24 protein-coding genes and 1 riboswitch are annotated in these 26,408 nt (G+C 63.0%); of the genes, 14 read left to right on the top strand and 10 right to left on the bottom strand.

Annotated elements, in window-relative coordinates; all coding sequences use genetic code 11:
• Window positions 1-24: 24 nt before the first annotated feature.
• Window positions 25-1,302 (top strand): formyl-CoA transferase, encoded by a 1,278-nt coding sequence (gene frc / locus C2U70_RS10515; protein ID WP_140977937.1) that lies wholly within the window; start codon window positions 25-27, stop codon window positions 1,300-1,302.
• A 258-nt stretch (window positions 1,303-1,560) separates the two neighbouring features.
• Here frc and C2U70_RS10520 read toward each other — a convergent pair whose 3' ends face one another.
• The 5 genes from C2U70_RS10520 to C2U70_RS10540 all read right to left on the bottom strand — a co-directional run bounded on the left by C2U70_RS10520 (window position 1,561) and on the right by C2U70_RS10540 (window position 9,197).
• Complete coding sequence (locus C2U70_RS10520) at window positions 1,561-3,666, bottom strand: cytochrome c3 family protein (protein ID WP_246666728.1); 2,106 nt, start codon at window positions 3,664-3,666, stop codon at window positions 1,561-1,563.
• 343 nt (window positions 3,667-4,009) lie between these two features.
• Entirely contained in the window at window positions 4,010-4,462 is a 453-nt protein-coding gene (locus tag C2U70_RS32935) for a DUF2721 domain-containing protein (protein ID WP_246666722.1), read from the bottom strand.
• Window positions 4,463-4,489: 27 nt separating this feature from the next.
• Window positions 4,490-5,968, bottom strand: coding sequence for a DUF1254 domain-containing protein (locus C2U70_RS32940; RefSeq protein WP_186294170.1), 1,479 nt, complete (start codon window positions 5,966-5,968; stop codon window positions 4,490-4,492).
• Between the two features lie 131 nt (window positions 5,969-6,099).
• On the bottom strand, window positions 6,100-8,607 hold the full coding sequence (locus C2U70_RS10535; protein WP_140977939.1) for an arylsulfatase: 2,508 nt from the start codon (window positions 8,605-8,607) through the stop codon (window positions 6,100-6,102).
• 245 nt (window positions 8,608-8,852) lie between these two features.
• Window positions 8,853-9,197, bottom strand: a complete 345-nt coding sequence (locus C2U70_RS10540; RefSeq protein WP_140977940.1) for a hypothetical protein — start codon at window positions 9,195-9,197, stop codon at window positions 8,853-8,855.
• A 231-nt stretch (window positions 9,198-9,428) separates the two neighbouring features.
• Between C2U70_RS10540 and C2U70_RS10545 the strand changes: the two genes are divergently transcribed.
• The gene (locus C2U70_RS10545) at window positions 9,429-10,427 is read left to right on the top strand and encodes a SphA family protein (RefSeq protein WP_349629568.1); all 999 of its coding nucleotides are present in this window, start codon (window positions 9,429-9,431) and stop codon (window positions 10,425-10,427) included.
• 98 nt (window positions 10,428-10,525) lie between these two features.
• Here the strand turns inward: C2U70_RS10545 and C2U70_RS10550 are convergent, their stop codons facing one another.
• The gene (locus C2U70_RS10550; protein WP_140977942.1) at window positions 10,526-10,915 is read right to left on the bottom strand and encodes a cysteine rich repeat-containing protein; all 390 of its coding nucleotides are present in this window, start codon (window positions 10,913-10,915) and stop codon (window positions 10,526-10,528) included.
• A 325-nt stretch (window positions 10,916-11,240) separates the two neighbouring features.
• Between C2U70_RS10550 and C2U70_RS10555 the strand changes: the two genes are divergently transcribed.
• The 3 genes from C2U70_RS10555 to C2U70_RS10565 all read left to right on the top strand — a co-directional run bounded on the left by C2U70_RS10555 (window position 11,241) and on the right by C2U70_RS10565 (window position 13,472).
• Window positions 11,241-11,756: a methyltransferase family protein gene (locus C2U70_RS10555; RefSeq protein WP_140977943.1), complete on the top strand. Its 516-nt coding sequence runs from the start codon at window positions 11,241-11,243 to the stop codon at window positions 11,754-11,756.
• A 119-nt stretch (window positions 11,757-11,875) separates the two neighbouring features.
• Entirely contained in the window at window positions 11,876-12,319 is a 444-nt protein-coding gene (locus tag C2U70_RS10560) for an SRPBCC family protein (protein WP_140977944.1), read from the top strand.
• A 184-nt stretch (window positions 12,320-12,503) separates the two neighbouring features.
• The gene (locus C2U70_RS10565; RefSeq protein WP_246666724.1) at window positions 12,504-13,472 is read left to right on the top strand and encodes an MBL fold metallo-hydrolase; all 969 of its coding nucleotides are present in this window, start codon (window positions 12,504-12,506) and stop codon (window positions 13,470-13,472) included.
• A 21-nt stretch (window positions 13,473-13,493) separates the two neighbouring features.
• Here C2U70_RS10565 and C2U70_RS10570 read toward each other — a convergent pair whose 3' ends face one another.
• Both C2U70_RS10570 and C2U70_RS10575 read right to left on the bottom strand, forming a co-directional pair.
• Window positions 13,494-13,757, bottom strand: coding sequence for a DUF3551 domain-containing protein (locus C2U70_RS10570; RefSeq protein ID WP_140977945.1), 264 nt, complete (start codon window positions 13,755-13,757; stop codon window positions 13,494-13,496).
• Window positions 13,758-13,811: 54 nt separating this feature from the next.
• On the bottom strand, window positions 13,812-14,174 hold the full coding sequence (locus C2U70_RS10575; protein ID WP_246666725.1) for a hypothetical protein: 363 nt from the start codon (window positions 14,172-14,174) through the stop codon (window positions 13,812-13,814).
• Window positions 14,175-14,490: 316 nt separating this feature from the next.
• On the opposite strand from C2U70_RS10575, the gene C2U70_RS32945 reads away from it, so the two are divergent.
• From C2U70_RS32945 to C2U70_RS10605, 7 genes are all read left to right on the top strand, one after another.
• The gene (locus tag C2U70_RS32945; RefSeq protein ID WP_186294172.1) at window positions 14,491-14,628 is read left to right on the top strand and encodes a hypothetical protein; all 138 of its coding nucleotides are present in this window, start codon (window positions 14,491-14,493) and stop codon (window positions 14,626-14,628) included.
• Window positions 14,629-14,872: 244 nt separating this feature from the next.
• On the top strand, window positions 14,873-16,162 hold the full coding sequence (oxlT, locus tag C2U70_RS10580; RefSeq protein WP_140977946.1) for an oxalate/formate MFS antiporter: 1,290 nt from the start codon (window positions 14,873-14,875) through the stop codon (window positions 16,160-16,162).
• Between the two features lie 232 nt (window positions 16,163-16,394).
• Window positions 16,395-17,711: an oxalate/formate MFS antiporter gene (gene oxlT / locus C2U70_RS10585; RefSeq protein ID WP_140977947.1), complete on the top strand. Its 1,317-nt coding sequence runs from the start codon at window positions 16,395-16,397 to the stop codon at window positions 17,709-17,711.
• A gap of 173 nt (window positions 17,712-17,884) precedes the next feature.
• Window positions 17,885-18,310 carry a CBS domain-containing protein gene (locus C2U70_RS10590; RefSeq protein ID WP_140977948.1) on the top strand — a complete coding sequence of 142 codons (426 nt, stop codon included), beginning with the start codon at window positions 17,885-17,887 and terminating at the stop codon, window positions 18,308-18,310.
• A 111-nt stretch (window positions 18,311-18,421) separates the two neighbouring features.
• Window positions 18,422-19,438 (top strand): 2-dehydropantoate 2-reductase, encoded by a 1,017-nt coding sequence (locus tag C2U70_RS10595; RefSeq protein WP_140977949.1) that lies wholly within the window; start codon window positions 18,422-18,424, stop codon window positions 19,436-19,438.
• The gene (locus tag C2U70_RS10600) at window positions 19,438-20,226 is read left to right on the top strand and encodes a fumarylacetoacetate hydrolase family protein (protein WP_140977950.1); all 789 of its coding nucleotides are present in this window, start codon (window positions 19,438-19,440) and stop codon (window positions 20,224-20,226) included. Before C2U70_RS10595 ends, C2U70_RS10600 begins: the two co-directional genes overlap by 1 nt.
• A gap of 463 nt (window positions 20,227-20,689) precedes the next feature.
• Entirely contained in the window at window positions 20,690-21,421 is a 732-nt protein-coding gene (locus tag C2U70_RS10605) for a hypothetical protein (protein WP_246666726.1), read from the top strand.
• Between the two features lie 234 nt (window positions 21,422-21,655).
• Here C2U70_RS10605 and glyA read toward each other — a convergent pair whose 3' ends face one another.
• Both glyA and C2U70_RS10615 read right to left on the bottom strand, forming a co-directional pair.
• Complete coding sequence (glyA, locus tag C2U70_RS10610; protein WP_140977951.1) at window positions 21,656-22,924, bottom strand: serine hydroxymethyltransferase; 1,269 nt, start codon at window positions 22,922-22,924, stop codon at window positions 21,656-21,658.
• Between the two features lie 33 nt (window positions 22,925-22,957).
• Window positions 22,958-23,043: riboswitch (ZMP/ZTP riboswitch) on the bottom strand.
• Between the two features lie 79 nt (window positions 23,044-23,122).
• A complete protein-coding gene (locus C2U70_RS10615; protein WP_140977958.1) occupies window positions 23,123-24,109 on the bottom strand; it encodes a DUF808 domain-containing protein in 987 nt (328 codons plus the stop codon).
• Between the two features lie 270 nt (window positions 24,110-24,379).
• On the opposite strand from C2U70_RS10615, the gene C2U70_RS10620 reads away from it, so the two are divergent.
• Both C2U70_RS10620 and C2U70_RS10625 read left to right on the top strand, forming a co-directional pair.
• On the top strand, window positions 24,380-25,375 hold the full coding sequence (locus C2U70_RS10620) for an NAD(P)H-dependent flavin oxidoreductase (protein ID WP_140977952.1): 996 nt from the start codon (window positions 24,380-24,382) through the stop codon (window positions 25,373-25,375).
• Window positions 25,376-25,421: 46 nt separating this feature from the next.
• Window positions 25,422-26,390 (top strand): zinc-binding dehydrogenase, encoded by a 969-nt coding sequence (locus tag C2U70_RS10625; RefSeq protein WP_140977953.1) that lies wholly within the window; start codon window positions 25,422-25,424, stop codon window positions 26,388-26,390.
• The last annotated feature ends 18 nt before the right edge of the window (window positions 26,391-26,408 follow it).

Genomic DNA, 26,408 nt, shown 5'->3' on the forward strand with positions numbered 1-26,408 from the left:
CAGATAGAGTACGGAGCAGATACGATGACAAAGGCGCTCACGGGCGTTCGCATTCTCGACTTCACCCACGTCCAGTCGGGCCCGACCTGCACGCAGTTGCTGGCATGGTTCGGCGCCGACGTGATCAAGGTGGAGCGTCCGGGTGTCGGCGACATCACCCGCGGCCAGTTGCAGGACATCCCGAACGTGGACAGCCTGTATTTCACCATGCTCAACCACAACAAGCGCTCGATCACGCTGGACACCAAGAACCCCAAGGGCAAGGAAGTCCTCACCGAGCTGATCAAGAAGTGCGACGTGCTGGTCGAAAACTTCGGCCCCGGCGTGCTCGACCGCATGGGTTTCCCCTGGGAGAAGATCCACGCCATCAACCCGAAGATGATCGTCGCCTCGATCAAGGGCTTTGGCCCCGGACCGTACGAAGACTGCAAGGTCTATGAGAACGTCGCGCAGTGCACCGGCGGCGCTGCCTCCACCACCGGCTTCCGCGACGGCCTGCCGCTCGTCACCGGCGCGCAGATCGGCGATTCCGGCACCGGCCTGCATCTGGCGCTCGGTATCGTTACCGCGCTCTATCAGCGCACCCATTCCGGCAAGGGCCAGCGCGTCACGGCTGCGATGCAGGACGGCGTGCTCAACCTCGCCCGCGTCAAGCTGCGCGACCAGCAGCGCCTCGCCCATGGTCCGCTCAAGGAATACAGCCAGTTCGGCGAGGGCATTCCGTTCGGCGATGCCGTGCCGCGCGCGGGCAACGATTCCGGTGGTGGCCAGCCCGGCCGCATCTTGAAGTGCAAGGGCTGGGAGACCGATCCCAACGCCTACATCTACTTCATCACCCAGGCCCCGGTCTGGGAGAAGATCTGCGACGTGATCGGCGAGCCGACCTGGAAGACCGATCCGAACTACGCCAAGCCCGCGGCCCGTCTGCCGCGCCTGAACGAGATCTTTGGCCGCATCGAACAGTGGACGATGACCAAGACCAAGTTCGAGGCGATGGAAATCCTCAACAAGGACGACATCCCCTGCGGTCCGATCCTGTCGATGAAGGAGATCGCCGAAGACCAGTCGCTGCGCGCCACCGGCACCGTGGTCGAGGTCGATCACCCGACCCGCGGCAAGTACATCTCGGTCGGTAACCCGATCAAGCTGTCGGACTCCGCCAGCGAAGTCACCCGCTCGCCACTACTGGGCGAGCACACCGACGAGATTTTGCGCTCGGTGCTCGGCTTCAGCGATCACCAGGTCGCCGAAATCCACGACTCCGGCGCCCTCGATCCGCCGCGCAAGCAGGCCGCCGAGTAAGCGACTGCATCAAAACGACCAAAGGGCCGCCGGTTTCGGCGGCCTTTTTTGTTTGGGGTGACGCGATCGGGGGCTCCAAAAAAAGAACGTGAAAAACAACCCCATGCACAGTAGAAAAGGGCGCCGGAAAAGAAATTGCTGATTTTACGAAATTCTACTTGACCCGTCGGGCAAATCAGTGGTAAAAGTACATCATCGCAGAGTTCGTCTTTCGATATCCGCTGTCGCCACCGGCAGACACCCGGCTCCCCGGTTCACCTAACGCTTTAGCTCCTTGATCAGATTCGCCAGGCCCGGGTCGTTCGGCATGAGGCGCGCCAGTCGCTCGGCATAGTCGAGCGCGGCCGTAGCATCGCCCTTCTCGCGACTGAAGTTGAGCGCGGCCGACAGCAGTTCCGGATCGTTGGGATGTCCGCGTAGTCCCTCTTTCAACACGGCAAGCGCGTCGTCGCGCCGCCCCGTCCCGTTCAGCCCGATGGCATAGACGTAGGCATAGCGCGCCTGATCCGGGGCCAGCGACGCGGCCTTCTGGAGCTCATCGAGCGCAGCTTCGTTGCGCTTCTGGCGCACCAGCGTCAGGCCGAGCGCGTGGTGGAGCGCGGCGTTCTTCGCCGACCTGACGAGTGCCTCGCGCAGAACCCGCTCACCGTCACCGTCGCGTCCGAGTTGGCGATACAGGTCCGACAGGTTGATCGCGGCAGCCGCAAATGCGGGATCGAGCCTGAGCGCGGCCCGATATTCGGCCTCCGCCCCGCCAGAATCGGCCTGGCGCGCGAAGAAGCTGCCGAGCGCAGTGCGGGCGTCGGGTCGGTCGGCGTTCAGCTTCTGCGCTGCGACGAACTCGGCGGCAGCCCGCGTAAACCGGTCGCGATCGGCCGCAGGCTGGCGCGTTGCAGGCACGGCAGCGAGAAGCTCGGCGGCGCGGATGCGCACGCCGCGCACCGGGTCGCTCAATTGCGGCGAAGCGAGTAGCCAGAGCTGATCGGCCTGTGCTCCCTCGAGCCGGTCGAGCGCGCCGAGTCTTACGAGCGGATCGGGATCGGACAGCCCGCGCCGGATCAGATCCAGGTCCGGCACCGGAAGCTCGGCCAGCGCGCTCGCCCTGATGATTCCGGGCACGTCGCCCGATCCGGCGATCGTGGCGAGCAGCGCTTGCCCATCGGCAGCCTCGCTCCAGGCGGCGTGAAATGCGCGTGTCCAGCTCTGGTGGCCATGCCGCTCCGGTCCGAACCAGGCTTCGACCTGTTGTGCCGCCCATGCCGCGGATTTTTCGCGATGGCAGTCGTTGCACGCATTGGGCACGCCGGTCTCGACGGAGAGGTCCGGTCGCGGGATGCGGAAGCCATGGTCGTGGCGGCGGTCCACGACCATGTAGCGGCGTTCCGGCATGTGGCAGGACGGGCAGCCGGGCGGCGGTGAAACATCGGCGTGATGGCGGTGCGCGGCCGATTCATATTTGGCCGGCGCATGGCACTGCGCACAGACGCCATCGCCCGGCGCCTTCAGGGCGGCGCTGTGCGGGTCGTGGCAGTCGCTGCAGGTCACGCCTTTGGCGAACATCCTGCTCTGCCTGAATGCGGCGTAATTGTAGGTCTCTTCGTCGTCGCGCATCTGGCCATCGGCATGGAAGTATCGCCGGTCGAGCAGAGACACACGGTGGGTTTCCGAAAGGGCTCGTCCCGGCGTCCAGCCTTCCGAAAGCTGGCCTCGGCGCGCATGGCAGAGCCCGCAGGTCTCGACTTCCTTGCGCAGGAGTGCTGCGGGCGCGCTGCGCGTCGGCGTCAAAGTACCGGCGGACGCCGACCAGGCAATTCCCGAGCGCTCGTCGAAGCGGACGAGCAAGCCGTTATCCGGACCGCGCGCGGCGGGCTTGGCGCGCGCCCAGGCAGCATGGCGTGAGCCTGCGCCGTGGCACGCTTCGCAGCCGACGCTGATCTCGGCGAAGGTGGTGGCAAACTTGTCGCTGCCGGCATCGTAGCCCCTGGACACGCCTGTCGAATGGCACTCGGCGCACATGAAATTCCAGGTCTGATTCAACCTGGTCCAGTGGAGAGGATCGTCATGTGTGACCGCGCCGTCGGGGTAGAGATGAAACCAGCGCTGACCGCCCTGCTCCTTCGGACGCGTATCCCAGGCAATGGACAGCGCCTGCAAACGGCCGTCCGGAAATTCGATCAGATATTGCTGCAGCGGATCGATGCCGAAGGTGTATTTCACGTCGAAAATGGCAAGCTTGCCGTCAGATCCGTCAGTCTCGACCCGGAATTTGCCGTCTGTCCGGAAGAAACGCGAACGCGTGCCGGCGTATTCAAACGTCGCATCGTTGAAATCGCCGCGCACCGACTGCTCGGTGGCGTGATCCATCGCGTGCCGGTGCTGCGAGGCCTGCCAAAGCTTCGCTTCCGTCGCATGGCAGCCGCTACAGGTCTGGCTGCCGACGAAGCTCGGTGCGGCAGTCGCCTGCGGCTCGACCGGGGTCCCCGATCTCGTGAACCAGTGAAGCGCACCAGCGGCCAAAAGAACCAACAAACCGGCACCGATCGCCAAGCCGAAACCGCGGCCCTTTGGTGTAGAGGGTTGGGGCCGGTGTGGATCGTCTGGCGGCGCCGAAAGCCGGGCCTTTGCCCGGTCGTTCTGCCGCTTGCGGTTCCTTCCAGAGCCCTTTGCCACGTTCCAATACCGATCCGAGCATCCCTGCCGTGTGGGATTACACACGCAGATCGTTGTCGTGAAGCGCAATTCGGGCTTCGCGAGCGAGGTCGACGAGCGAAGCGCAGAACGTCAGCAGCGCAGCCATGAACAGCAGCGCTACGCCATATTCGTGGGCAACATTGAACAGGGCGCTGATGAAGGCAACGATGATGATGAGGGCGGTGAGGATCGCAGAGAGGATGGAGCAGAACAACGACCTATTCAAGAGCGAAGCCCGGTACCGCAGCCGGGGAATATCCGCCTTGAGGTAATTCTTTGAGGCATTGTCATCGGTGATGCCGTGAAGGAACTGAGCCCGGTCGACGACCCGGTTGATGCGGGAAACAAGGACCGAGATGAAGGACGCGACGGCCCCCAGCAGAAAAGCCGGAGCTGCCACGTTGCCGATGATCCGCGCCAGTTGGTCGATTGACGGCGTTACCGGCATCAGCTGGATGACATTCTCCATCTCTTCGCCGCAGTCCTCGCAAGTTCTTCAGGTGTTGCGAACACGCCGGACAGGCGGGATCTTGAACGTGCCGTCCTTAAGGGAAGTCTTGGGCTGATAGACCCTGACACTGAGATTGAAGGGCAGGCTCGGCGGACACGGAAGCCAATTCGCTTCCTTGTCCGCGCCTGGTGATTGCGCCTGGATGTAGATATCGAGCGAGCCGTCCGGATTGTATTTGATCGGCATCGCCGAAGTTATCCCGTAGCGATTGATCGCGTTCCGAACATAGAAATTCTCGCGGTAGGGCGAAACCGACCAGACCCCGCATTCGGATGGGAATATCTCGTCCTTCTCCAGATGGAGAACATACTTCGCCGCGCCGTCCAGCACGTTGCCGTCACCATCGACAAAGGCGGTCGGATAGACTGCATCATCCGACGTCAGCGCTCCCAATCCAAACCATGCGACAAAAGCCCGCGTGGTGTAGTCTGTACCGAAGCGACCGATATTCAGCGCGCCCTGCCAGCCGTTCACGGTTGGTGCAGTGTAAGGGCCGGTCTCCAGCTTGTACCAGACCTCGGCCGGCGCCCGGTTAATTCCTCGCAGAATGGCCGGGTCGAGCTTGGACGGGTCGAAGTCCTTGCCGACCTCGATCCCGATCCGCTTGAGCTTATCGATAGTCTTGGTGTCGTCGGGGTAGGGAGGGTTGTCCTTCAACGCAGCAGCAAGGCGCTTGAAGAACATCTCGCCGGTCATGAGTCGCACCTGATCGTACGGCGTCGCCGTTGTATCGACATTGGTGTCGATCGGTACGTCCGAAGGTGGCGTGTAGGGCTTGCCCCAGGCGCTGAGCGGCGTCAGTTGCAATTGATCCTGTAGCTTGTTGATCGCAGCAAACTCCGTGGGGCTGTTGCATGCGATCTGGACCAGCACCGAGGCGTAACGGGTTGTTGAACGGAACGTCTGCTTGATGCCGCTGGGCGCAGTACCGTTCCACTTGGGGCCAACGATGAGGAAGTCTCCCGCGCCGGTCCCCGTGGTCCGGCTGCCCGCCGATGCGAAATCGTCGGTCCACATGTTGAGCGCCTGCATGACGATGTAGCGCCCTTGCGTATCGGGCTGCGAATAGACGAACGGCTCCTTGTCCAGGTCGATGAACGAAAAGGCCCAGAGGGAATTGACGCTGATGCGGACGCAGTCCTTGAAGTCGGGGTCGACATACGTCCGCATCCGGCCGAACTGGTTGATGGGCGCCTTGTACTGCGCAGATTTCGAGGTGGCCGTCATCACCGCTCGGGTTGCGTCCATCATGACGAGCGGAAAGCCATAGACGTAGCATTCCAACGCAAGAACATACGCCACTTCTTCCTCGGCATCGCCCTTCAAATCGCCCAGCGCGCGCAGCAGCGGGCCAGCTGCTTCGCTCGCTGCTGGCGACAATGCCATGCCAAGCCCGGCACAGAGCGCGGTTGCGATCAAATCGCGGCGATGAAGGGAAATCGTTCCCTGTTTGGAAGAAGACATGACTGACCTCCACTTCGCTGGGATCGCGCGTATCGGCAATCAAGACCGCAGCGGCCGCCGACGTTCCAGAAATATCGGGGTTCGTGCAAATTGTCGGAGCGCAGGATCGAGTCCCGCGCCCCGAATGACCATTACTCGCGCGCAGCTGCAGCGGCCTGTCGCGCCTTCTCCAGCTTCTGGATATCGGCCGGCGTCAACTTCGGCCGGTCGAGGGTCAAGGTGACCTTGTTGAGCTTGCCCGTGAAGGCGAACGGCGGCTTGTAGTCGGCATCATTGACGCCCGTTAGCGTATCCGAGCCGATGTCCAGGCTCTCATCGAGCTGCATCATGAACGGGATGGTATGCTCCATCTTCTGGGAGGCGACCTCCTTGCCATCGACCTTCAGCACGCCGGTGCCGCCCTGGCCGATGCCGGCGTAGCTGCCGTATTCCAGCGTCGCCATGCCAAGCCCGTCGTACCTGAAGTCAAACTCAATGACGTGTTTTCCGACTGATAGCGGGTCGGCGCCTTCCCACTTGATCTTCTTCAGCCCCAGCATGTTCCACACGAATACTGGCTTGCTCTGCAGCACGTAGAAGCCGTAACCGCCGAAGCGTCCGCCCTGAGTGATCAGGATGCCCTCGGCGCCGCCGTCGGCAATGTCGACCTCGGCCTTGATATTGTACGAAGTGTTCAGCACGGACGGCGCGTCGCCCATCGGCGTGCCGATTAGGCGCTGGGTCCAAGTGAAGCTGTTGCGCCCGGCGGTGATGCTCGGCCGAGGCGTGATGACCCGCGTAATGATCGAGTTATCGAGCGGTAGCACCTGGTACTTTTTCGCCTCGGTCATGAACAGGGCCTGCATCTCCTTCAGTTTGTCAGGATATTTCGCGGCCAGATCCGTTGCCTGGGAGTAGTCGTCCTTGAGATTGTAGAGCTCCCAGGGATACTTGGTCAGATCTGCGTTCAGATTGGCCTGCGTAACCCACGGCGGCCGCATGACCTTGGTGCTCGCCATCCAGCCGTCGTTGTAGATCGCGCGGTCGGAGAACATCTCGAAGTATTGGGTCTTGTGGGCCGAGGGCACCTTCGCGTTCTTGGCGTCGAAGGTGTACATCATGCTGACGCCTTCGATCTGCTTCTGCTCGATGCCGTCGACCATCTTTGGCGCCTTGATCCTTGTCGCTTCGAGAATCGTCGGCGTGATGTCGATCACGTGGTGAAACTGCTCGCGGATGCCGCCCTTGTCCTTGATGACCTTGGGCCATGATATCGCCATGCCCTGGCGAATGCCGCCAAGGTGCGAGACGATCTGCTTCGTCCAAGCGAACGGCGTGTCGAACGCCCAGGCCCACCCCACTGCCATGTGCGGATAGGTCTGCTCCGAGCCCCACGCATCGTAAAAATACTTGAGCTGGTCCTCGACCGGCACGTCGACGCCGTTGAACATCGCGAGTTCGTTCGGCGTGCCGATCACGGTACCTTCCGAACTCGTACCGTTGTCGCCGTTGATATAGATGATCAGCGTGTTGTCGAGCTTGCCCATGTCTTCGACGGCCTGGATCACCCGCCCGATCTCGTTATCGTTGTAGGCGGTGTAGGCGGCGAACACGTCGGCCTGACGGATAAACATCTTCTTCTCGTCGCCGCTGAGCTGGTCCCAGTTCTTGAGGAGGTCGCTCGGCCATGGCGTCAATTTCGCGTCTTGCGGGACAACGCCGAGCTTCTTCTGATTGGCGAAAATCGTCTCGCGCAGCTTGTTCCAGCCCTGGTCGAACAGGTGCATATCGCCAATCTTCTTGATCCACTCAGGCGTCGGATGATGCGGTGCGTGCGTGGCGCCGGGGACGTAATAGACAAAGAACGGTTGCTCCGGATCGAGCGCATTGACCCGGTTCATGTACTGGATGGCGTCATCCGCCATCGCGGTGATCATGTTCCAGCTTCCAGGCGGTTTGCCTTCGAACGGATAGATCTGAGTGGTGTTGCGGAAAAGATTCGGCGCCCACTGGTTGGCGTCGCCGCCGACGAAGCCGTAAAAATATTCAAAACCCATACCGGTCGGCCATTGGTCGAATGGACCGTTCTGGCTGGCCTGGAACGCCGGCGTATTGTGGTCCTTCCCAAACCAGGAGGTACGATAACCATTGTCTCTCAGGATACGACCGATCGTCGCCTTGTCTCTTGGTATGAAGCTGTCATAGCCCGGAAAACCTGTCGCTTGCTCGGAGATCACGCCAAAGCCGACCGAATGATGATTGCGACCGGTGATGAGCGCGGCGCGCGTCGGCGAGCACAACGCGGTCGAGTTGAAGTTGGTATAGCGCAGGCCATTCTTGGCGATGCGGTCAAGTGCCGGGGTCGGAATCACACCGCCAAAAGTGCTCGGCACGCCGTAACCAGAATCGTCTGTCATGATGAGCAGGACGTTCGGCGCGCCCTTGGGCGGCACGACGCGCGCAGGCCAGTATGGCTTGGATTTGATCGCGAGGTCCTCGATCTTGCCGCCGAATTTTTGCGGTGGTGGTGGAAGCTGGTCGCCGGGAATGGTCATGGTCGCGGCCGGGGAGCCTGGCGGCGGAACTGTTTGCTGCGCGAAGATCGGCGTCGATATTGCTGAAGCTGCGGCGATCGCGAGAACGGTTTTCAGAATGCGCATTGTAAAACCTCCCGGCGGATGCTGGAAGCTTCAGCTTGGCGCTCGTGAGCAAGATCGGCTTTGACTCAGGTCAACGGTCGATTGCGAAAGATCGGCGTTGCTCGCGGCTATCGAAATTCGGCAGGACGCTATTCGCGCGTCGCAGTTTGGTGCGATGACACCGCGCCGAAGCTTTCGACTCCTCGGCAACGGCGATCGTTGAGGAGACGCGGCCCGAACCGATCAGACACGAAGAGTGGATTCTCCTACCTCACGCGACGTACCGGCGGAGGCGGCGGGACGTAACGTTCCCAGAGGGTTCCGTTGTCGAACTGGATGGTCATTCCGTCCGGCGTGTAAACGGCACTCATGTTGAAGGCATCGATCCAGATCCGGTTGGCTGGAGAAAACCAATCGGGCCACGCACGCGAAGGGATCCCCGCCTCGGTTACCAGATTGAGTTCGGGACCGTTTTGGGTCACGTAGGCCAGCATGTCGCCCCGACACATCTGGATGCACTTGTAGGTGCCGGTCAGGCTGACGGACTGCGCCGATGCGGAGCCGGTGAGTAGCGCTGCGACGCCGCAGACGATGAGCGAAAGACGCTTCATGAAGATCGATCCTTTGCTGCAATCGCGCTCCCTCGAAACGAGAGCTGGTGAAACAAAAATGACACGGTTCCAAGAATGCGGAGTATCGTCAGATGCGATGCAGGAGAACGTTGAGCCAGATCAAGGGATCGCCGATGGGACGCAACTAGCGTCCACATAATTTGCGCGGGAGGGCACGTCATGACGTCAGCAAAGACAATGGCAGCGATTGTAGCGCTCGCGATTGCTTCAATGGCATCGTCCGCACGCGCCGACGAAAACGGTATCAGCTTCTGGCTGCCGGGCACGTTCGGCAGCTTGGCTGCGACGCCACAGCAGCCCGGCTGGTCGCAAGCGATCACCTACTATCACACCTCGGTCTCGGCCGGCGGCGACGTCGCGCGGTCCCGCGAGATCACGATCGGCAATTTCCCCGCCAATCTGACTGCGACCGTCAATGCGAACATCAAGGCCAATGTCGATCTCGGTCTCGCCACGACGAGCTATGTGTTCGCAACACCCGTGCTCGGCGGTCAGGCGGCCGTCAACGTCACCGGCATCTATGGCGCCAACTCGACGTCGTTGGCGGGGACGCTCACGGGAAGCTTGAACGTGCCGCCGTTCGGTCCCGTCCCGTTCTTCCGCACTGACGCCATCAACAGCAACGATGTCGGCTTCGGCGACCTGGTGCCGCAATTCGCGCTGCGCTGGAATGCAGGCGTCCACAATTACATGGCTTACGTCACCGGCGACATTCCGGTCGGCTCGTACAATTCGACGCGGCTCGCCAATATCGGCATCGGCCATGGCGCGATCGACGCGGGCGGCGGCTACACTTACTTCAATCCACAGACCGGCCACGAGTTTTCTGCCGTGCTCGGGATGACCTACAATTTCACGAATCCCGACACGCAATACCAGAGCGGCATCGATCTTCATCTCGACTGGGCCGCATCGCAGTTCGTGAGCAAGCAGGTGCTCGTTGGCCTCGCAGGCTACGTCTACAAGCAGGTCGGTTGCGATAGCGGCTCAGGCAATCGCGTCGGATGCTTCGAGTCCCAGGTGGCCGGGATCGGCCCCCAGATCGGCTTTCTGTTCCCCGTGGGCACGATGCAGGGGGTGCTCAGCTTGAAGGGCTACAAGGAGTTCGCCGCTCAGAACCGACCCGAAGGCTGGAACACCTGGCTGACCTTCGTGATCTCGCCGATGGCGCAGGCGCCGGTCGCGGCGAAGCCGATGATCCGGAAGTGATTGCTCTCCGTCTATCCCGCGGCCCCGGTGTGTCTGTGGCCAGTTGACGCCCGGTCTCAACCGCTGCGCGACTGTTGGCCGGCGTCGCGCCTGCCGGGCTAGAGGTCCCCGCCGCCGAGCAGCTTCTTGCCCGCCGCGGCCTGGGACATCGCATCGCGGCAAGGCTCGCTCAGATCCGCGAGGTGCGATTTGATGCACTCCCTGATGCCGCCGGTGCCGGGCGTAATACCCGCACACAGTTTCGCGACATCGGGTTTGCAGATCTTTCCGCTCACAGCCACCGTGAGAAGGCGATCCTGACACGCTTCCGACACGTCTTTCAGGTGAGACTTGATGCAGGCCTTGATCCGGCCCTCGCCGGGCTGAACGCCCGCACACAGCGTCTTGATGTCACCCTTGCAAGGCGGCCCCGCTTGCTGCGCGACCGCGACGGAATTCGACAGCAGCAACGCTGCCACGATGACCAGCCCGGATCGGATACCTGCCATTTTAATGCCCTCCAGCCCGGACCAGATCATATCCGAACGCCCGCCGCGGCGCCAGATCGGCGCTAGATCACCGCAGAGTTTCCCCGTCTCTATCACCTCGACATGCGCGCACGTCCTGCGATCAGATTTCGCCTGCCTGCGGAAAGACCGGCTCCGGGGCCGCGTGGGAGCGCTGTGCGCCGGTGAAGACTGGACGCGGTGAGCAAGTCGGAAGACAAATGCAAGGGCCGTCGCTTCGGCGGCCTCGTTGAATCGCAGCGATGCCCGTCTGATCGGGCGAAGGCTGCGAGAGGCCCCGCGCCAGCGAAGGCCTCAGGGGGTGACCATGCAAAGGATGAGTGCCGTCTTGGGCTCTGTCTTGGGCTCTGCACTGTTCTTCCTGGTTGCACCATGTGTGCTCGCAGGGCTGATCCCGTGGTCGATGACTCGCTGGGAGTTCAGGCCTGCTTTCTTCGGACTCGAGGGCGCGCGCTCAGTCGGCGTCCTGCTCATCCTGGTCGGTTTGCCGGGACTCGTGGACTCCTTTGCAAGATTTGCGCTTCAAGGGCTCGGGACACCCGCGCCCGTTGCGCCGACGAGGAACCTGGTGGTTACGGGTCTCTACCGGCATGTGCGCAATCCGATCTACCTCGCCGTCGTCGCAATCATCCTTGGTCAGGCCATACTGTTTGGCGATTGGCGCCTCGTTCTATTCGGCGTCGTGCTCTGGCTCGCCTTCCACCTCTTCGTCGTTGCCTATGAAGAGCCGACTTTGCGTGACACGTTTGGTTCAGAGTACGCGGCCTATCGCGCGAACGTCCGCCGCTGGGTTCCGCGGCTGGTCCCCTGGAGAGCACCGTAGCCGAAGCCGCGCCAAAATCTGCGGTGCCGTGTCGGCCCAGCCACATCTGCTTCGTCCTTGGGCCATGAACGGGCAATAGACCTCGACGTCTGGCCCATCAGTCCATGAGGATACCGATCATGCCCAGCACCGTACGCCTGCACCGCGTTCTCACGACCAGCCCGGAAAAAATCTATCGCGCCTTCCTCGAGGCGGATGCGCTTACAAAATGGCTTCCCCCGAACGGGTTTACGTGCACCGTGCATCATCTGGAGCCGAAAGTCGGCGGCACGTTCAAGATGTCGTTCCGGAATTTCACGACCGGCAACAGCCATGCGTTCGGCGGCGAATATCTGGAGCTCGTGCCCGGCGAACGTCTGCGCTACACCGACAAGTTCGACGACCCGAACCTATCTGGCGAAATCCAGGTCACCGTCGTGCTGAAGAAGGTCTCTGTCGGCACCGAAGTCGATATCACGCAGGCCGGCATCCCCGACGTCATTCCGCCGGAGGCCTGCTATCTCGGCTGGCAGGAATCGCTGCGAAACCTGGCGCGGCTCGTCGAGCCGGAGATCAACCAGTAGAGCGCGTCGCCAAGACGAGCCGCCTCAATATGAAAGGCCGCCGGTTTCGGCGGCCTTTCCTTGATGATGCAGGGCGGGCTCCCGTCAAGACCCGAAATCGCGGAGTTGCCGCTCCCCCGATCGCGGGACATAGTTCGGCTTGGGCTCCCGCCGTGCGGCGAGCAATGGCCTTTGAGGGATGGACATGATCGAGCCGGTCGACAGCCTCGAGATCACCGTTGTCGTCGACAACGTCACCGACAGCCTGTCATCGACCCCGAAATTCGTGGAGACCGAGTTTGCGGGCGCGCGGCGGCGCGGAATGAAATGGCTGAGCGGAAAATGCCTCTGCTGCGCCGCCCATGGCCTATCCTGTGTGATCACGGCCCGAACCGGCCCCAGGTCGCACACGCTGCTGTTCGACACCGGGCCCGACGAGTGGGTGTTCGAGCGCAACGCCATCAGGCTCGGGCTCGACCTCGGCAAGATCGAGGCGATGATGCTCTCGCACGGGCACTGGGACCATGCCGGCGCCATGCCGCGGGCGCTGCAGATGATCACGCTCGCCAACGGCGGGAGGTCCGTGCCGACCTACATGCATCCCGGCATGTTTGCGTCACGCGCCGTTTTGGGCCCTGACGGCCGGCTGGCGCCGATGGAGGATGTCCCGAGCGCGCGGGTTCTCGCGGGCAACGGCGCCGAGCTGGTCGTCACGAACGAAGAGCAGTCGGTGTTGTCGGGATCGTTCTACATCAGCGGCGAAATTCCGCGCGTCACGCCGTTCGAGCGCGGCATGCCCGGCCAGCACCGGCTCAATGATGACGGCGAGTGGGAGCTGGACGAGCTCCTGATGGACGAGCGCTTCGTCGCCGTGCACATCGCCAACAAGGGCCTGTTCGTCTTCACCGCCTGCTCGCATGCCGGCCTGATCAACGTGCTCACGCATGCCGGCAACCGCTTCCCCGGCATTCCGATTTACGGCGTGCTGGGCGGCTTCCATCTTTCGGGCGCGACCGAAGCCATCATTCCCGACACCGTCGAAGCCCTCGACCGGTTCGATCTCGGCGTGATCGCGGCTGCGCATTGCACCGGATGGCGGGCGTTGGGTGCGCTGAGCACGCGGTTCGGGGATCGGGTCGTTCCGTCGGCGGTGGGGAAACGCTTCTCGCTGTGAAGTCTCGATACCGGACCAATTCTAGTAGAGGCCGCCTTGCGGTCGTCTGGCGTTCCTGGCCGATGATCCCTGCCAGTACGGATTCTCAATGCACATCGCCGAAAGTCCTGAAGCCGTCATCCGGCACTGGTCGATCGAAGCATAGCTGCAGTCGATGATGGTCATGCCCCGCCGGTGCCACGACTGGAGGCACACGGGATAGCGCGGGTCGTAGCGTTGAGCCGAGGCGGGCGCGACCGCCAACGTCGCTGCGGCCGCGATGAGCACCCAATAGAGCATGCGCATCTCGTCACCTCATTTGCGGGTTGCAGTGCGGCGGTGCCGCCTCGCCGGTCACGCCTACTGGATCGTTGCGTTCACGGTGATGACCGAGCGCCCCTTGCCATACGGTCCCTCTCCCGAACCATAGATGGCAAACGTATCGCTGCCCTTGTAGCCGCGGGGCGCGGTATAGGTGAAGGTCGTGACGTTGACCTGCCTCAGGGTTCCCCGCTCGGGCTTCTGCGAAATGCCGGAGCTCGTCATCATGCCTGGAATTCGGATCGGGAAATTGCAGGTCTCGCCGGACTTGACGGCGAAGAACGCCACCATGTCGACGCCGAAAGCGGAGGGGTGGCCGGTGACCCTGCATTCGGCCGCGCGCACCGAGACGGGGACCAGGCCGAGCAGTGCAGTGATTGCCAGGACGCAGAACCGCCGCATGGTCGACCTCCCCTGAAGATTGGTTCCGGGGCAATCAACCCGGATCGCCCCAGCCACGTTGACTTGAGTCAACGGCTCCGCGCGACGAAGCGCGGGCGACGGATATTTCGGGGCTGATCGGCCAAAAGTCGCCGAAACCGCCCGGTTTTGGCACGTTATGACCGAAGCGGCCGCGTTAAGGGAATATTATGCTGCAATGCAATGCGATAATTGCTGCCATGCAAACAATCCAGTGGTGTTTGGTATCTGGTATACGTACATTGGCTTTCGAAGACGGGGGCGGCACCGGCCAATCCCCGCAAGAAAGGAAAGACCGATGTCCAAGACTGCTTCCGTCGCGCTCGCGCCCTCCAGCTCCATGTTCGCCCGCCTGCTCGCCTCGATCGACCGCCTGCTGATGGCGAGCGCCCGGATCTCGAACCGCAACGGCGACCTGCCCCGCTTCGGTCTGTAAGGAAGGCTTCTCCGCGCGGCCGAAACGGGCGCGCCGGTTGGTAAAACTCGCAAATTGCTACTATTGATGAATGGCCCCGCTCGTCGGGGCCATTTGTATTTGTGCCACCCGACTCATGCCCGGGGTCCACGAGGTCCTGCGGCAAAAGCGCACAACGGTCGGGTGGGCGCTTGAACCTTGGCATAATGAATACAAGAATGCCGACGCAGCGCTCGAGAACAATCAGAGGCGCGTTGGAGGATTCATGACGGATATGGTGCAGGCAACAGCGGCCCCCGCTGCCGCGCGCGTGAGCGATGCCTATCGCTGGACGCAGTTGGCGGTGGGCGTGGCGGCGATGGTGATGATCGCCAACTATCAATACGGCTGGACGTTCTTCGTCCCCGATATTCAAAAGAAGTTCGGCTGGGATCGGGCGTCGATCCAGTGGGCCTTTACTCTGTTCGTCTTGTTCGAGACCTGGCTCGTGCCTGTCGAGGGCTGGTTCGTCGACAAATACGGCCCGCGCATCGTCGTGCTGGTCGGCGGCGTGCTCTGCGCCCTCGGCTGGGCCATCAACGCGCAAGCCACCACGCTCAACGGCTATTATCTCGGCATGATCATCGCGGGCATCGGCGCCGGTGGCGTCTACGGCACCTGCGTCGGCAACGCGTTGAAATGGTTCCCGGACAAGCGCGGTCTCGCCGCCGGCATCACCGCAGCCGGCTTTGGTGCAGGCTCCGCACTCACGGTTGCGCCGATCCAGGCGATGATCAAGGACTCGGGCTTCCAGACCACCTTCCTCTATTTCGGTCTGGGACAAGGCATCATCATCTGCATCCTCGCCTTCTTCCTGTTCGCGCCGAAGGCCGGACAGGTGCCGGCCGTGGCTCAGAACGCGGCGCTGCAACAGACCCGCCGCAACTATCAGCCGACCGAGGTTCTGCGCCAGCCGATCTTCTGGCTGATGTACTTCATGTTCGTGATCGTTGGCGCCGGCGGGTTGATGGTGACGGCGAACCTGAAGCCGATCGCAGTCGACTGGAAGGTTGACGCGATCCCAGTCACCCTGATCGGCATGACCATGACCGCGGTCACCTTCGCAGCCACGATCGACCGCGTGCTCAACGGCCTGACGCGTCCGTTCTTCGGCTGGATCTCCGACATGATCGGCCGCGAGAACACCATGTTCATCGCCTTCGGCATGGAAGGTTTTGGCATCTGGATGCTCTACCTCTGGGGCCACGATCCCGTGTGGTTCGTGCTGCTCTCGGGCTTCGTGTTCTTCGCCTGGGGCGAGATCTACTCGCTGTTCCCCTCGACCTGCACCGACACGTTCGGCGCCAAGTTCGCGACAACCAATGCGGGCCTGCTCTACACCGCAAAGGGCACCGCAGCGCTCCTGGTTCCGATCGCCAACTACATGCAGCAGTCGTCGGGCACCTGGGACAGCGTGTTCATCATCGCGGCCGGCGCCAACATCCTGGCCTCGCTGCTGGCGATTGCGGTGCTGAAGCCCTGGCGCAAGGTCGTGGTCGCCAAGTCCACGCTCTGACGGCCCCAAGATTCCTGACGAAAATCGCGCCCGGCCCTCGTGGCCGGGCGTTTTCGTTTGCGCAGCTTCTGCTTTCACGAAGCTGCGGAACCCGTCGATTTGTTGCTATTCAGCCCAAGATAGGGCTTGCATTCTGGAATATCGTATACCAGATTGCCCGACGCGCTTGCGACAATCCGCCACAACCTTGCGACACCAGGTCGCAATCGGCACGCGCGTTGGGAGGACATTGATGTTGACCGATACGGACGGCGCCGTCACGGCTGCGCCCTTGCGAAGTGGTTACCGTTGGCTCCAGCTCGCCATGGGCATCGTCTGCATGGCGATGATCGCCAACCTGCAATATGGATGGACCCTGTTCGTCGATCCGATCGACGCCGCCCATCACTGGGGCCGGGCCGCGATCCAGCTCGCCTTCACGATCTTCGTCGTCACCGAGACCTGGCTCGTGCCGATCGAGGCGTGGTTCGTCGACAAATACGGCCCGCGCATCGTCATCATGTTCGGCGGCGTGATGATCGCACTGTCCTGGATCCTCAACTCCTATGCCGACACGCTCACCCTGCTCTACGCGGCCGCTGTTGTCGGCGGCATGGGCGCCGGCGCCGTGTACGGCACCTGCGTCGGCAATGCGCTGAAATGGTTTCCCGACCGCCGCGGCCTCGCTGCGGGCGCAACCGCGGCCGGCTTCGGTGCGGGCGCGGCCCTCACCGTCGTACCGATCGCGAGCATGATCGCATCGAGCGGCTATCAGAGCGCGTTCTTCGAGTTCGGCATCGGCCAGGGCGTGATCGTCTTCGTGCTCGCCTTCTTCATCAGCCCGCCGCAGGTCTCGATCCCGCCGAAGAAGAAGAAGCTCAATCTGCCGCAGACCAAGATCGACTTCACGCCGCCGCAGGTGCTGCGCAGCCCGATTTTCTGGGTGATGTACCTGGTTTTCGTGATGGTCGCCTCCGGCGGCCTGATGACGGCGGCGCAGATCGCCCCGATCGCACACGACTTCAAGATCGCCAACACGCCGGTCACGCTCGCCGGCTTCCAGATGGCGGCGCTGACCTTTGCGATCTCGCTCGATCGCATTTTTGACGGCTTTGGACGCCCGTTCTTCGGCTTCATCTCCGACACAATCGGCCGCGAGCACACCATGTTCATCGCGTTCGGCACGGCCGCGCTGATGCTGCTGACGCTGTCGGCCTACGGCCACGTTCCCATCGTCTTCGTGCTGGCGACCGCGATTTACTTCGGCGTGTTCGGCGAGATCTACTCGCTGTTTCCCGCGACCTGCGGCGACACCTTTGGTTCAAAATTCGCGACCACCAACAACGGCATGCTCTACACCGCGAAGGGAACCGCCTCCCTGCTCGTCCCGCTCGCGAGCGTGATCTCGGCTGCCTATGGCTGGAAGGCCGTGTTCGTGGTGGCGGTGGCGCTGAACGCCACGGCGGCCCTGATGGCCCTGTTCGTCATCAAGCCGCTGCGGCGCTCGTTTATCCTCGGCCACGAGGCAACCGAGGCGGAAACCGCCACCGGCAAGCCGAAAGTGGCGTAAGCTAAGTATTCGCGGATCATCGAAAGGGGCGCCCAACGGCGCCCCTTCTCGATTCGGGGAACAGGAACGTCAGCAGGGCTGCCGTTTAAATCTTCGGTCAAACCGCATCTTGGGTTTGACAATTGGCATAATGTATACCAGACTTCTCTCACAACTGATCCAGGGAGGTTGCAATGCTGGTCGGAGACATTCTGAGCAAGAAGACGTCGCGCGTTGTAACGGTGCGTATGAATGAGACGGTCGAGATCGCCGCCAAGCTGATGCGCGCCAACAACATCAGCGCGCTGGTCGTGAAGGACGTCGTCCGTTCCGAGGGCAATACCGCGGTCGGCATGTTCACCGAGCGCGACGTGGTGCGCGCGATCGCCGAGCACGGCGCTGGCGGCGTCAACGTCAAGATCTCGCAGCTCGTCTCGGTGCAGCAGCTGGTCTCCTGCTCGACGACCGACACGCTCGAGCATGTCCGCCATTTGATGAACCGCCATCACATCCGCCATCTGCCGATCATCGACGATTACAGCCTCGTCGGCGTCATCAGCATGCGCGACGTCTCGGCCGCCTTCGACGAGACCTCCGTGAATACGCCGCACGCGGCGTAACTTTCTAAAGCCAACTCCCCTGCGACTGCCGGCCCCGGCTCGGATCCATCCGAGCCGGACCGGATCTTTCGTCCCAAATTCTGGCTTGTGCTCTCCCCGCGAGGAATTTCCATGAAGATCTGCATCTACGGCGCCGGCGCGATCGGCGGATATCTCGGTGTGCAGCTGGCGCGCGCCGGTGCGGATATCAGCCTGGTCGCCCGCGGCGCCCATCTCGCCGCCATGCGGGAGCGCGGCCTGACGCTCTTGATGGGCGACGAGGAGCACACGGTGCAGCCGCGCTGCACAGACAATGCCGCCGAGCTCGGCGTGCAGGACTACGTCATCATCACGCTGAAGGCGCATTCGATCACCGGCGTGATCGAGAAGATGCAGCCTTTGCTCGGGCCCAAAACCCGCATCATCACCGCCATCAACGGCATCCCCTACTGGTATTTCTACAAGCACGGCGGCGCTTACGAGAATTCGACGCTCGAGAGCATCGATCCCGGCGGCCGGCAGTGGCGGGAGCTTGGCGCCGAGCGCGCCATCGGCTGCATCGTCTATCCCGCGACCGAGATCGAGGCGCCCGGCGTCATCAGGCACGTCTACGGCAACAATTTCCCGCTCGGCGAGCCCTCGGGCGAGATCACATCCGATGTGCAGCGCCTCGCCGACCTCTTCGTCCATGCCGGCATGAAGGCGCCGGTGCTCGACCGCATCCGCGACGAGATCTGGCTCAAGCTTTGGGGCAATGTCTGCTTCAACCCGATCAGCGCGCTGTCGCATGCCACGCTCGACGTGATCTGCACCGATCCGGCCACCCGCGCGCTGTCGCGGGCGATCATGCTGGAGACGCAAAACATCGCCGAAAGCTTCGGCGTCAAGTTCCGCGTCGACGTCGAGCGCCGCATCGAGGGTGCTCGCAAGGTCGGCGCGCACAAGACCTCGATGCTGCAGGATCTCGAGCGCGGCCGCCCCATGGAGATCGATCCGCTGGTCACCGTGGTGCAGGAGATGGGCCGACTGACCGGCATCGCCACGCCGGCGCTCGACTCGGTGCTGGCGCTGGTGGCGCAGCGCGCCCGCATCGCCGGCCTCTATGACGGCGCGACCGTCTCGGGCGGCCTCGCGCGGGCGGTCGCGTGATGGCGGGCAGCAGCGTGACCAGATGGCTCCGCTTCCGCCACGGCGGCAAGACCGGGTTCGGAACGCTGGAGGCCGACCGCATCGCCGTGCATGACGGCGAGATGTTCGGCACGTCGGCTGCGAACGGCAAGGTGCTTGACCTGTCGGAGGTCGAGCTGCTCGCACCCAGCGCGCCCAGCAAGATCGTCGCGCTCTGGAATAATTTTCACGCGCTCGCGGCAAAGCTCAACCAGCCCGAGCCAGCGGAGCCGCTGTATCTGCTGAAGGCCACGACAACCATCGCCGCACCCGGCGCGGTAATCCGCCGCCCGTCCTCCTATCACGGCAAGACCACCTATGAGGGCGAACTCGGCATCGTCATCGGCAAGACCTGTGCCCGCGTCTCGCCATCCGAAGCCGGCCGCCTCATCTTCGGCTACACCTGCGTCAACGACGTCACCGCCAACGACATCCTGACCCGCGACCCGACCTTCCCGCAATGGGCCCGCGCCAAGGGCATCGACGATTACGGCCCGTTCGGCCCCGTCATCGCCACGGGCCTCGATCCCCAAAAGCTCGTGGTGCGCACCATCCTCAATGGCGCGGAGCGGCAGAACTATCCCGTTTCCGACATGATCTTCAGCGCCGAGGAGCTGGTCAGCAAGATCTCGCACGACATGACATTGCTGCCTGGCGATCTGATCGCCGTCGGCACCTCGGTCGGCGTCGGCGTGATGAAGGAGCCGGTCAACACCGTCACCGTTGCGATCGATGGGATCGGCGAGTTGACGAACGAGTTTCGGCTGTAGACCCCCGTCATTCCGGGGCGCGACGAAGGTCGCGAGAATCCATAACCACTGGCCGAAGTTGTTGCGCGTGATGCGTAACCGGCATCTCGCGCAACGATTCCTTCCTGGGGTTATGGATTCCGGGCTCGTCGCTAACGCTCCGCCCCGGAATGACGATCTTCGTGCGGCACCGCACCAAAATTGATCCAGCGCAATTTTGCCTTCGCAGCCACAGCTATCCTTCCCCAAAAGAAGAAACGTGTATCTCACAATCCAAGGGGAGGAATCCATGTCGAATGCCGGCAATGCTCTTTTGTGGACTGGCCTGTACTTCGCTCTCGCGTTCGGCGCGATCTTCGTGGTCTGGTTCGCCGACAAGATGCGCTCGAACATACTTGGGAAGTGATTTGCGAGGGTAAGCTGGTTCCGATGACCGCTAGCTGCTAGCCTTGGTTCAAAGCGGGCTGACGCAGCGGGCGTCGCCTTGCGCCTGGCTACGCCCCTCGCCTTCATGCGCATCATCTTCGGCTTTCTCTCCGGTCTCCTCGGCGCACTGGCCGGCTGGCTTGGGCTCGCCTTCGCGATCGCGGCCCTTGCAGGTCCGGACCGCGATGGCGGCATCGCCATGGGCGCATTCTTCGATATCGGACCGATCGGCGGTGTCATCGGCTTCGCCGCCGGCGTGTGGCTGTTCGTCCGGCTTGGCGTCGTCAGCGACAGCATGGCGTCGCCTGATGCCGCAACGGCATCGCGTGCGCGCATTTCGCGCCCCTATGTCATCATCCTGCTGCTGCTCATCGGGGCCATCGTGTGGACGGTCTGGTACGAGCTCATCCGCTCGCCCTACCTCACCCATGGCTTCATGACGCTCGAGCTGCAGTTCCGGCTACCACAGGGCATGACCCTGCCGCCCGACAAAGCCGACGTGCAGATCGAGGTGGGCGAAGGACGGGGATCCGCGATCATAGACTTGACCAACCGCTGGCGCGGACACGACGGGGAGCGGCAGGCGATCCTCGCGACGGCATCGCTGATGTACAAGACGAGCCATCGCACCGTCACTTTGACGATGCCGGGCGTGCCTGCACAAACTTGGCTTCTCGATCTCGCCTCTGACCCTGATCCGACGCCGAGCTTCTCAGGCTGGCACCTGCCGAACGGCGCGCCTGCAGCGCGAGGCATCGAGTTGAATTACCGATTAAAGGCGGACCGCTGACGGCGAGCGGCAGCCCGGATGGAGCGAAGCGCAATCCGGGATTCGTGCTCCGCGGCGCTACCCCGGATTGCGCTGCGCTGCATCCGGGCTACGGGACTATTCGATCACCTCATCCACCAACGCCAGCAAGCCTGGGGAGTCTTGACCCCGAGCTGTCGCGCGGTCCACCGCGGACATCGGCCTGCCAGCGCAATTCGGGCCGGCCGCCGACGTCCGTGCTGCATATCTGCGGGATCAGCTCGGCTCCACACCAGGAACAGGAAAAGCCCGGCACATCTCGACGCATTCCGATCTAAGGCGCGCGGTGACCGCATCGTCTCCCTTTGCCTGCAACGCCGCGGCGATGAATTCGCCGATGCGGCGCATCTCCACGTCTCCCATGCCACGCGTGGTCGCCGCGGGTGTCCCGAGGCGAACACCGCTCGGCCGGAGCGGCGGGCGCGGATCGTCCGGGGTGATCTGCTTGTTCGTGGTGATGGCGATGGCATCGAGCAGGTCCTCGGCGGTGCGTCCGTCAAGTCCGACCGAGGCGGCCGTGTCGATGACCATCATGTGATTGTCCGTTCCATCCGTGACGAGCTTCATCCCGCGCTCCATCAGCGTTTCGGCCAGGACTTTCGCGTTGCGCAAGACCTGCCGTGCGTACGCCTTGAAATCCGCGGTCATCGCCTTCTTGAGCGTCACCGCCGTGCCGGCCACGACGTTCATGTGAGGTCCGCCCTGCAAGCCGGGAAACACGGACGCATCGATCCGGCCGGCATGTTCCTTCCTGCACAGGATGATCCCGCCACGGGGCCCGCGGAGTGACTTGTGGGATGTCGTGGTCATGACGTCGAAGCCGGCATCGAGCGGATTGCGCATGACGTCGGCGGCGACCAGTCCGGCATAATGGCTGACATCGGCCATCGTCAGCGCGCCGACCTCGTCGGCAATGCTCTTGAATGCCGCATAGTCGAGGTCGCGCGGATAGGAGCTGTAGCCGCACAGCACCATCTTCGGACGCGCTTCGCGCGCTGTGGCGCGCAACTGGTCGAAATCGATCGCGCCACCCTTCGACGTATCCGTCTTGTAACGGACGAAGTTGAACAGTCGCCCCATGTGCGACACCGGCGCGCCGTGCGTGAGATGACCGCCGTGCGACAGGTCCATGGCGAGAATGGTGTCGCCGGGCTGTAAGAGACCGAGGTAGACGGCCTGGTTCATCGGCGATCCCGAGAGAGGCTGAACGTTAGCGTGCTCGGCGCGAAACAGCGAGCAGGCTCGCTGACGCGCCAAGTTCTCGATGTCGTCGGTGAACTGCTGGCCGCCATAGTAGCGGCGTCCCGGATAACCTTCGGAATATTTGTTGGTGAAGACAGATCCGAGCAGCTCGAGCACCTCCGGATAGGTGTAGTTCTCGGACGGAATGAGCTCGACGCCGTCCTGCTGACGGCGCTCTTCCCCCGCCAGCGCAGCGGCGATCTCGGAATCGTTGACGGACAATTCGTTGCGAAACGACGGCATGCTTGGGCTCCTCAACTCGCTGTTCTCTCAGCAGATGGGTGCCCAGGCGATCGGCGTTGAAATCCCTCGCGCTTCCCCGTGGTCAGTTCCACGTTTGCTCGCCAGTCGCGCGACGGAAACGAAAAGCGCGAACGCCCTTCGCGGGAGAGAAGCTAACCTACAAGCGGACCTTCCGCAACGGGCAGCCTGTCCAGCAGCTCACCTGCGCAGGATTCCCTTCAAGCGCTTCCATGCAGGAACGAAGATCCATCCAGCCATGGGGATCGATATCCCGCCGATCAGCAGCCCGACGATCCCCGACAGGAAGGTTTCGACGATCCATTTGACTGCCCCGCCGACGGACGGCAGGGCGTGAGCCGCGGCCTCGCCGGCGAAAGCGACGGCATGACCGAGGGCATGCAAACCATATGCTTCGAGACCGTGGATGATAATGCTGCCGCCGACCCAGATCATGGCCGCAGTGCCGACCGCGCCGAGAAAGGTCAGGAACGCCGGCATGCCGAGAACGAGCGCCCGGCCCGAGGCGCGGCTCGCGGCAGCGATCCATGAGCTGCCATCATGCCTTGCAAGCGCGACCCCGATGTCGTCGGCCTTCACGATCAGCGCGACCACGCCATAGACCGCGATGGTGATGCCGATCCCCACCAGCGCCAGCACGAACGCCTGCATCGAAATGCCCGCGTCGGGAACGGAGCCCAGCGTAATCGCCATGATTTCCGCCGAGAGGATGAAGTCCGTCCTGATGGCGCCGGCGACCTTCTCGTCCTCGAGCGCCTGCGCACTCGTCGCAACCGAATCGGCTTGCGCCTCATGCTCGTGCGCCATGTGGGGCGCGATGATCCCCAAAACCTTCTCTGCGCCTTCGTAGCAGAGATAGACGCCTCCCAGCATGAGAAGGGGCGTCAGCATGCGGGGGAAGAAATAGCTGACGACCAGGGTGACCGGGAGCAGAAAGAGGAGCTTGTTGCGAAGCGAACCGGCCGCGATCTTGGCGACGATCGGCAATTCTCGGTCGGCCGAAAACCCAATGACGTATCGCGGCGTGACCGCGGTGTCGTCGATGACGACGGCGGCAGCTTTCGCGCCTGCCTTGGTGGCCTGAGCGGCCACGTCATCAAGCGATGCCGCGGCGATCTTTGCGATCGCAGCGATGTCATCAAGCAATCCGAGCAGCCCAACACTCATTGCAACTCCTTCCATGGCCTGTTGGAACAACAGGCATCCGCCGCCACAGCGATCAACGTTTAGCCGCGGGATGGAGCCCCGTCCAAGCGGGGCTTCGTCGCAGAAATTACCGCCACACGGAATCACGCCCCTCGCCCCCGCATGATCGCCCTGCCCTCGCCGCACCCCGGCTCGATAGACTTTTGCAGGAACGGGCGGCATCCTTCCGGCCAATGCAGCCAGGACAAGTCCGCGCCAAAACCAGCGGGCCAGAGGAAACAGAGGGCGACCATGTTGAAGACACGTTTCACCGAGCTTGTCGGCGTCGAGCACCCGATCGTCCAGGGCGGCATGCAATGGGTCGGGCGCGCCGAGCTGGTTGCGGCCGTTGCCAATGCTGGTGCACTCGGCTTCATCACGGCGCTGACGCAGCCGACGCCGGAGGATCTCGCAAAGGAGATCGCGCGCTGCCGCGACCTCACCGACAAGCCCTTTGGCGTCAACCTCACGATCCTGCCCGCGATCAAGCCGCCGCCCTATGCCGAATACCGCGCCGCCATCATCGAGAGCGGCATCAAGGTGGTCGAGACCGCCGGCAACAAGCCGCAGGAGCATGTCGACGAGTTCAGGAAGCATGGCGTCAAGGTGGTGCACAAATGCACCAGCGTCCGCCACGCCCTCTCGGCCGAGCGGATGGGCGCCGATGCCATCTCGATCGACGGGTTTGAGTGCGCCGGCCATCCAGGCGAGGACGACACGCCCGGCCTGATCCTGATTCCGGCCGCCGCTAACAAGGTCAAGATCCCCATGATCGCCTCGGGCGGCTTCGCCGATGCCCGCGGCCTGGTGGCGGCGCTGGCCCTGGGCGCGGAGGGCATCAACATGGGCACCCGCTTCATGGCGACCAAGGAGAGCCCGATCCATCAGCTCATCAAGGAGAAGATCGTCGCCAATGACGAGCGCGAGACCGAGCTGATCTTCCGCACCATGCGCAACACCTCGCGCGTCGCCAAGAACGCCATCTCCACCAAGGTCGTCGCCATGGAGAAGGAAGGCGCAAAATTCGAGGACATCCGCGAGCTCGTCGCGGGTGCCCGCGGCAAGATGGTCTATGCGACCGGCGATTCCGACGAAGGCATCTGGTCGGCCGGTCAGGTCCAGGGCCTGATCCAGGACATCCCAACCTGCGCCGAGCTCATCTCCCGTATCGTGCGCGAAGCGGAGGCCATCATCCGCGGGAGGCTCGAAGGCATGATCGCTCAACCCAAGGCGCAGGCGGCGGAGTAAGTACAAGAGCGGCTGAATCAAGCGCATCAAGTCTTGGAGGTGACACATGAAGGCCTACGTCTATGGCCCTAACGGCGCTGCGATTTCCGACGTCGCTCAACCAAAACCAAAGGGCACGCAGATTCTCGTACGCGTGCGTGCCTGCGGACTAAACCGCGCCGACACCGGCATGCGCAGGGGCCACGCCCACGGCGCGGCTGGCGGCGCCGGCACCGTGCTCGGCATGGAATGGGCCGGCGAAGTCGTCGAGCTCGGACCCGATGCGAAGGGCGTGAAGGTCGGCGACCGCATCATGGGTTCGGGTGGTGCTGCCTTTGCCGAGTACACGCTGGCCGATCACGGCCGGCTGTTTCACGCGCCCTCGAACATGAATTTCGAGGAGGCCGCCACCCTGCCCGTCGCGCTCGCGACCATGCACAACGCGGTCGTCACCGCGGGTGCGCTGCAGCCGGGCCAGACTGTCTTGATCCAGGGCGCCAGTTCCGGCGTCGGCCTGATGGCGATGCAGATCGCGAAGCTGAAGGGTGCAAAGCTGGTGGTGGGGTCCTCGACCGACTCCTATCGCCGGGGCCGGCTCAAGGAATTTGGCGCCGACCTCGCGATCGACTCCTCCGATCCCGGCTGGGTCGAGGAGGTGCTCAAAGCCACCGGCGGCGAAGGCGTCGACCTCATCGTCGACCAGGTCTCGGGCAAGGTCGCGAACCAGAACCTCGCGGCCACCAAGGTCAAGGGCCGCATCGTCAATGTCGGCCGGCTCGGCGGCACCCATGCCGACTTCAATTTCGACCTCCATGCCGCCCGCCGCATCAACTATATCGGCGTCACCTTCCGCACCCGCACCATCGAGGAGGTCCGGGAGATCTTTGACGGGGTCAGGACGGACATTTGGGGGGCCGTGGAACAACGCAAGCTGCAACTGCCGATCGACAAGGTGTTTGCCTTCGCCGACATCGACAAGGCGTTTGAGCACATGGAGGCCAACAAGCACCTCGGGAAGATCGTCGTGACGCTGTGACTCCGTCATTCCGGGGCG

The sequence above is a fragment of the Bradyrhizobium guangdongense genome (assembly GCF_006483445.1).
In the GTDB taxonomy this organism is placed as follows: Bacteria; Pseudomonadota; Alphaproteobacteria; order Rhizobiales; family Xanthobacteraceae; genus Bradyrhizobium; species Bradyrhizobium guangdongense_A.

What these genes read in the sequence shown, in the direction of transcription:
- frc (WP_140977937.1), top strand. Translation starts at nt 25, where the DNA reads ATGACAAAGGCGCTCACGGGCGTTCGCATTCTCGACTTCACCCACGTC.
- C2U70_RS32935 (WP_246666722.1), bottom strand. Translation starts at nt 4,462, where the DNA reads ATGGAGAATGTCATCCAGCTGATGCCGGTAACGCCGTCAATCGACCAA.
- C2U70_RS10615 (WP_140977958.1), bottom strand. Translation starts at nt 24,109, where the DNA reads ATGAGTGTTGGGCTGCTCGGATTGCTTGATGACATCGCTGCGATCGCA.
- glyA (WP_140977951.1), bottom strand. Translation starts at nt 22,924, where the DNA reads ATGCCGTCGTTTCGCAACGAATTGTCCGTCAACGATTCCGAGATCGCC.
- C2U70_RS10625 (WP_140977953.1), top strand. Translation starts at nt 25,422, where the DNA reads ATGAAGGCCTACGTCTATGGCCCTAACGGCGCTGCGATTTCCGACGTC.
- C2U70_RS10595 (WP_140977949.1), top strand. Translation starts at nt 18,422, where the DNA reads ATGAAGATCTGCATCTACGGCGCCGGCGCGATCGGCGGATATCTCGGT.
- C2U70_RS10535 (WP_140977939.1), bottom strand. Translation starts at nt 8,607, where the DNA reads ATGCGCATTCTGAAAACCGTTCTCGCGATCGCCGCAGCTTCAGCAATA.
- oxlT (WP_140977947.1), top strand. Translation starts at nt 16,395, where the DNA reads ATGTTGACCGATACGGACGGCGCCGTCACGGCTGCGCCCTTGCGAAGT.
- C2U70_RS10540 (WP_140977940.1), bottom strand. Translation starts at nt 9,197, where the DNA reads ATGAAGCGTCTTTCGCTCATCGTCTGCGGCGTCGCAGCGCTACTCACC.
- C2U70_RS10560 (WP_140977944.1), top strand. Translation starts at nt 11,876, where the DNA reads ATGCCCAGCACCGTACGCCTGCACCGCGTTCTCACGACCAGCCCGGAA.
- C2U70_RS10575 (WP_246666725.1), bottom strand. Translation starts at nt 14,174, where the DNA reads ATGCGGCGGTTCTGCGTCCTGGCAATCACTGCACTGCTCGGCCTGGTC.
- C2U70_RS10545 (WP_349629568.1), top strand. Translation starts at nt 9,429, where the DNA reads ATGGCATCGTCCGCACGCGCCGACGAAAACGGTATCAGCTTCTGGCTG.
- C2U70_RS32945 (WP_186294172.1), top strand. Translation starts at nt 14,491, where the DNA reads ATGTCCAAGACTGCTTCCGTCGCGCTCGCGCCCTCCAGCTCCATGTTC.
- C2U70_RS10570 (WP_140977945.1), bottom strand. Translation starts at nt 13,757, where the DNA reads ATGCGCATGCTCTATTGGGTGCTCATCGCGGCCGCAGCGACGTTGGCG.
- C2U70_RS10600 (WP_140977950.1), top strand. Translation starts at nt 19,438, where the DNA reads ATGGCGGGCAGCAGCGTGACCAGATGGCTCCGCTTCCGCCACGGCGGC.
- C2U70_RS10550 (WP_140977942.1), bottom strand. Translation starts at nt 10,915, where the DNA reads ATGGCAGGTATCCGATCCGGGCTGGTCATCGTGGCAGCGTTGCTGCTG.
- C2U70_RS10590 (WP_140977948.1), top strand. Translation starts at nt 17,885, where the DNA reads ATGCTGGTCGGAGACATTCTGAGCAAGAAGACGTCGCGCGTTGTAACG.
- C2U70_RS10520 (WP_246666728.1), bottom strand. Translation starts at nt 3,666, where the DNA reads ATGGATCACGCCACCGAGCAGTCGGTGCGCGGCGATTTCAACGATGCG.
- oxlT (WP_140977946.1), top strand. Translation starts at nt 14,873, where the DNA reads ATGACGGATATGGTGCAGGCAACAGCGGCCCCCGCTGCCGCGCGCGTG.
- C2U70_RS10565 (WP_246666724.1), top strand. Translation starts at nt 12,504, where the DNA reads ATGATCGAGCCGGTCGACAGCCTCGAGATCACCGTTGTCGTCGACAAC.
- C2U70_RS10555 (WP_140977943.1), top strand. Translation starts at nt 11,241, where the DNA reads ATGCAAAGGATGAGTGCCGTCTTGGGCTCTGTCTTGGGCTCTGCACTG.
- C2U70_RS32940 (WP_186294170.1), bottom strand. Translation starts at nt 5,968, where the DNA reads ATGTCTTCTTCCAAACAGGGAACGATTTCCCTTCATCGCCGCGATTTG.
- C2U70_RS10620 (WP_140977952.1), top strand. Translation starts at nt 24,380, where the DNA reads ATGTTGAAGACACGTTTCACCGAGCTTGTCGGCGTCGAGCACCCGATC.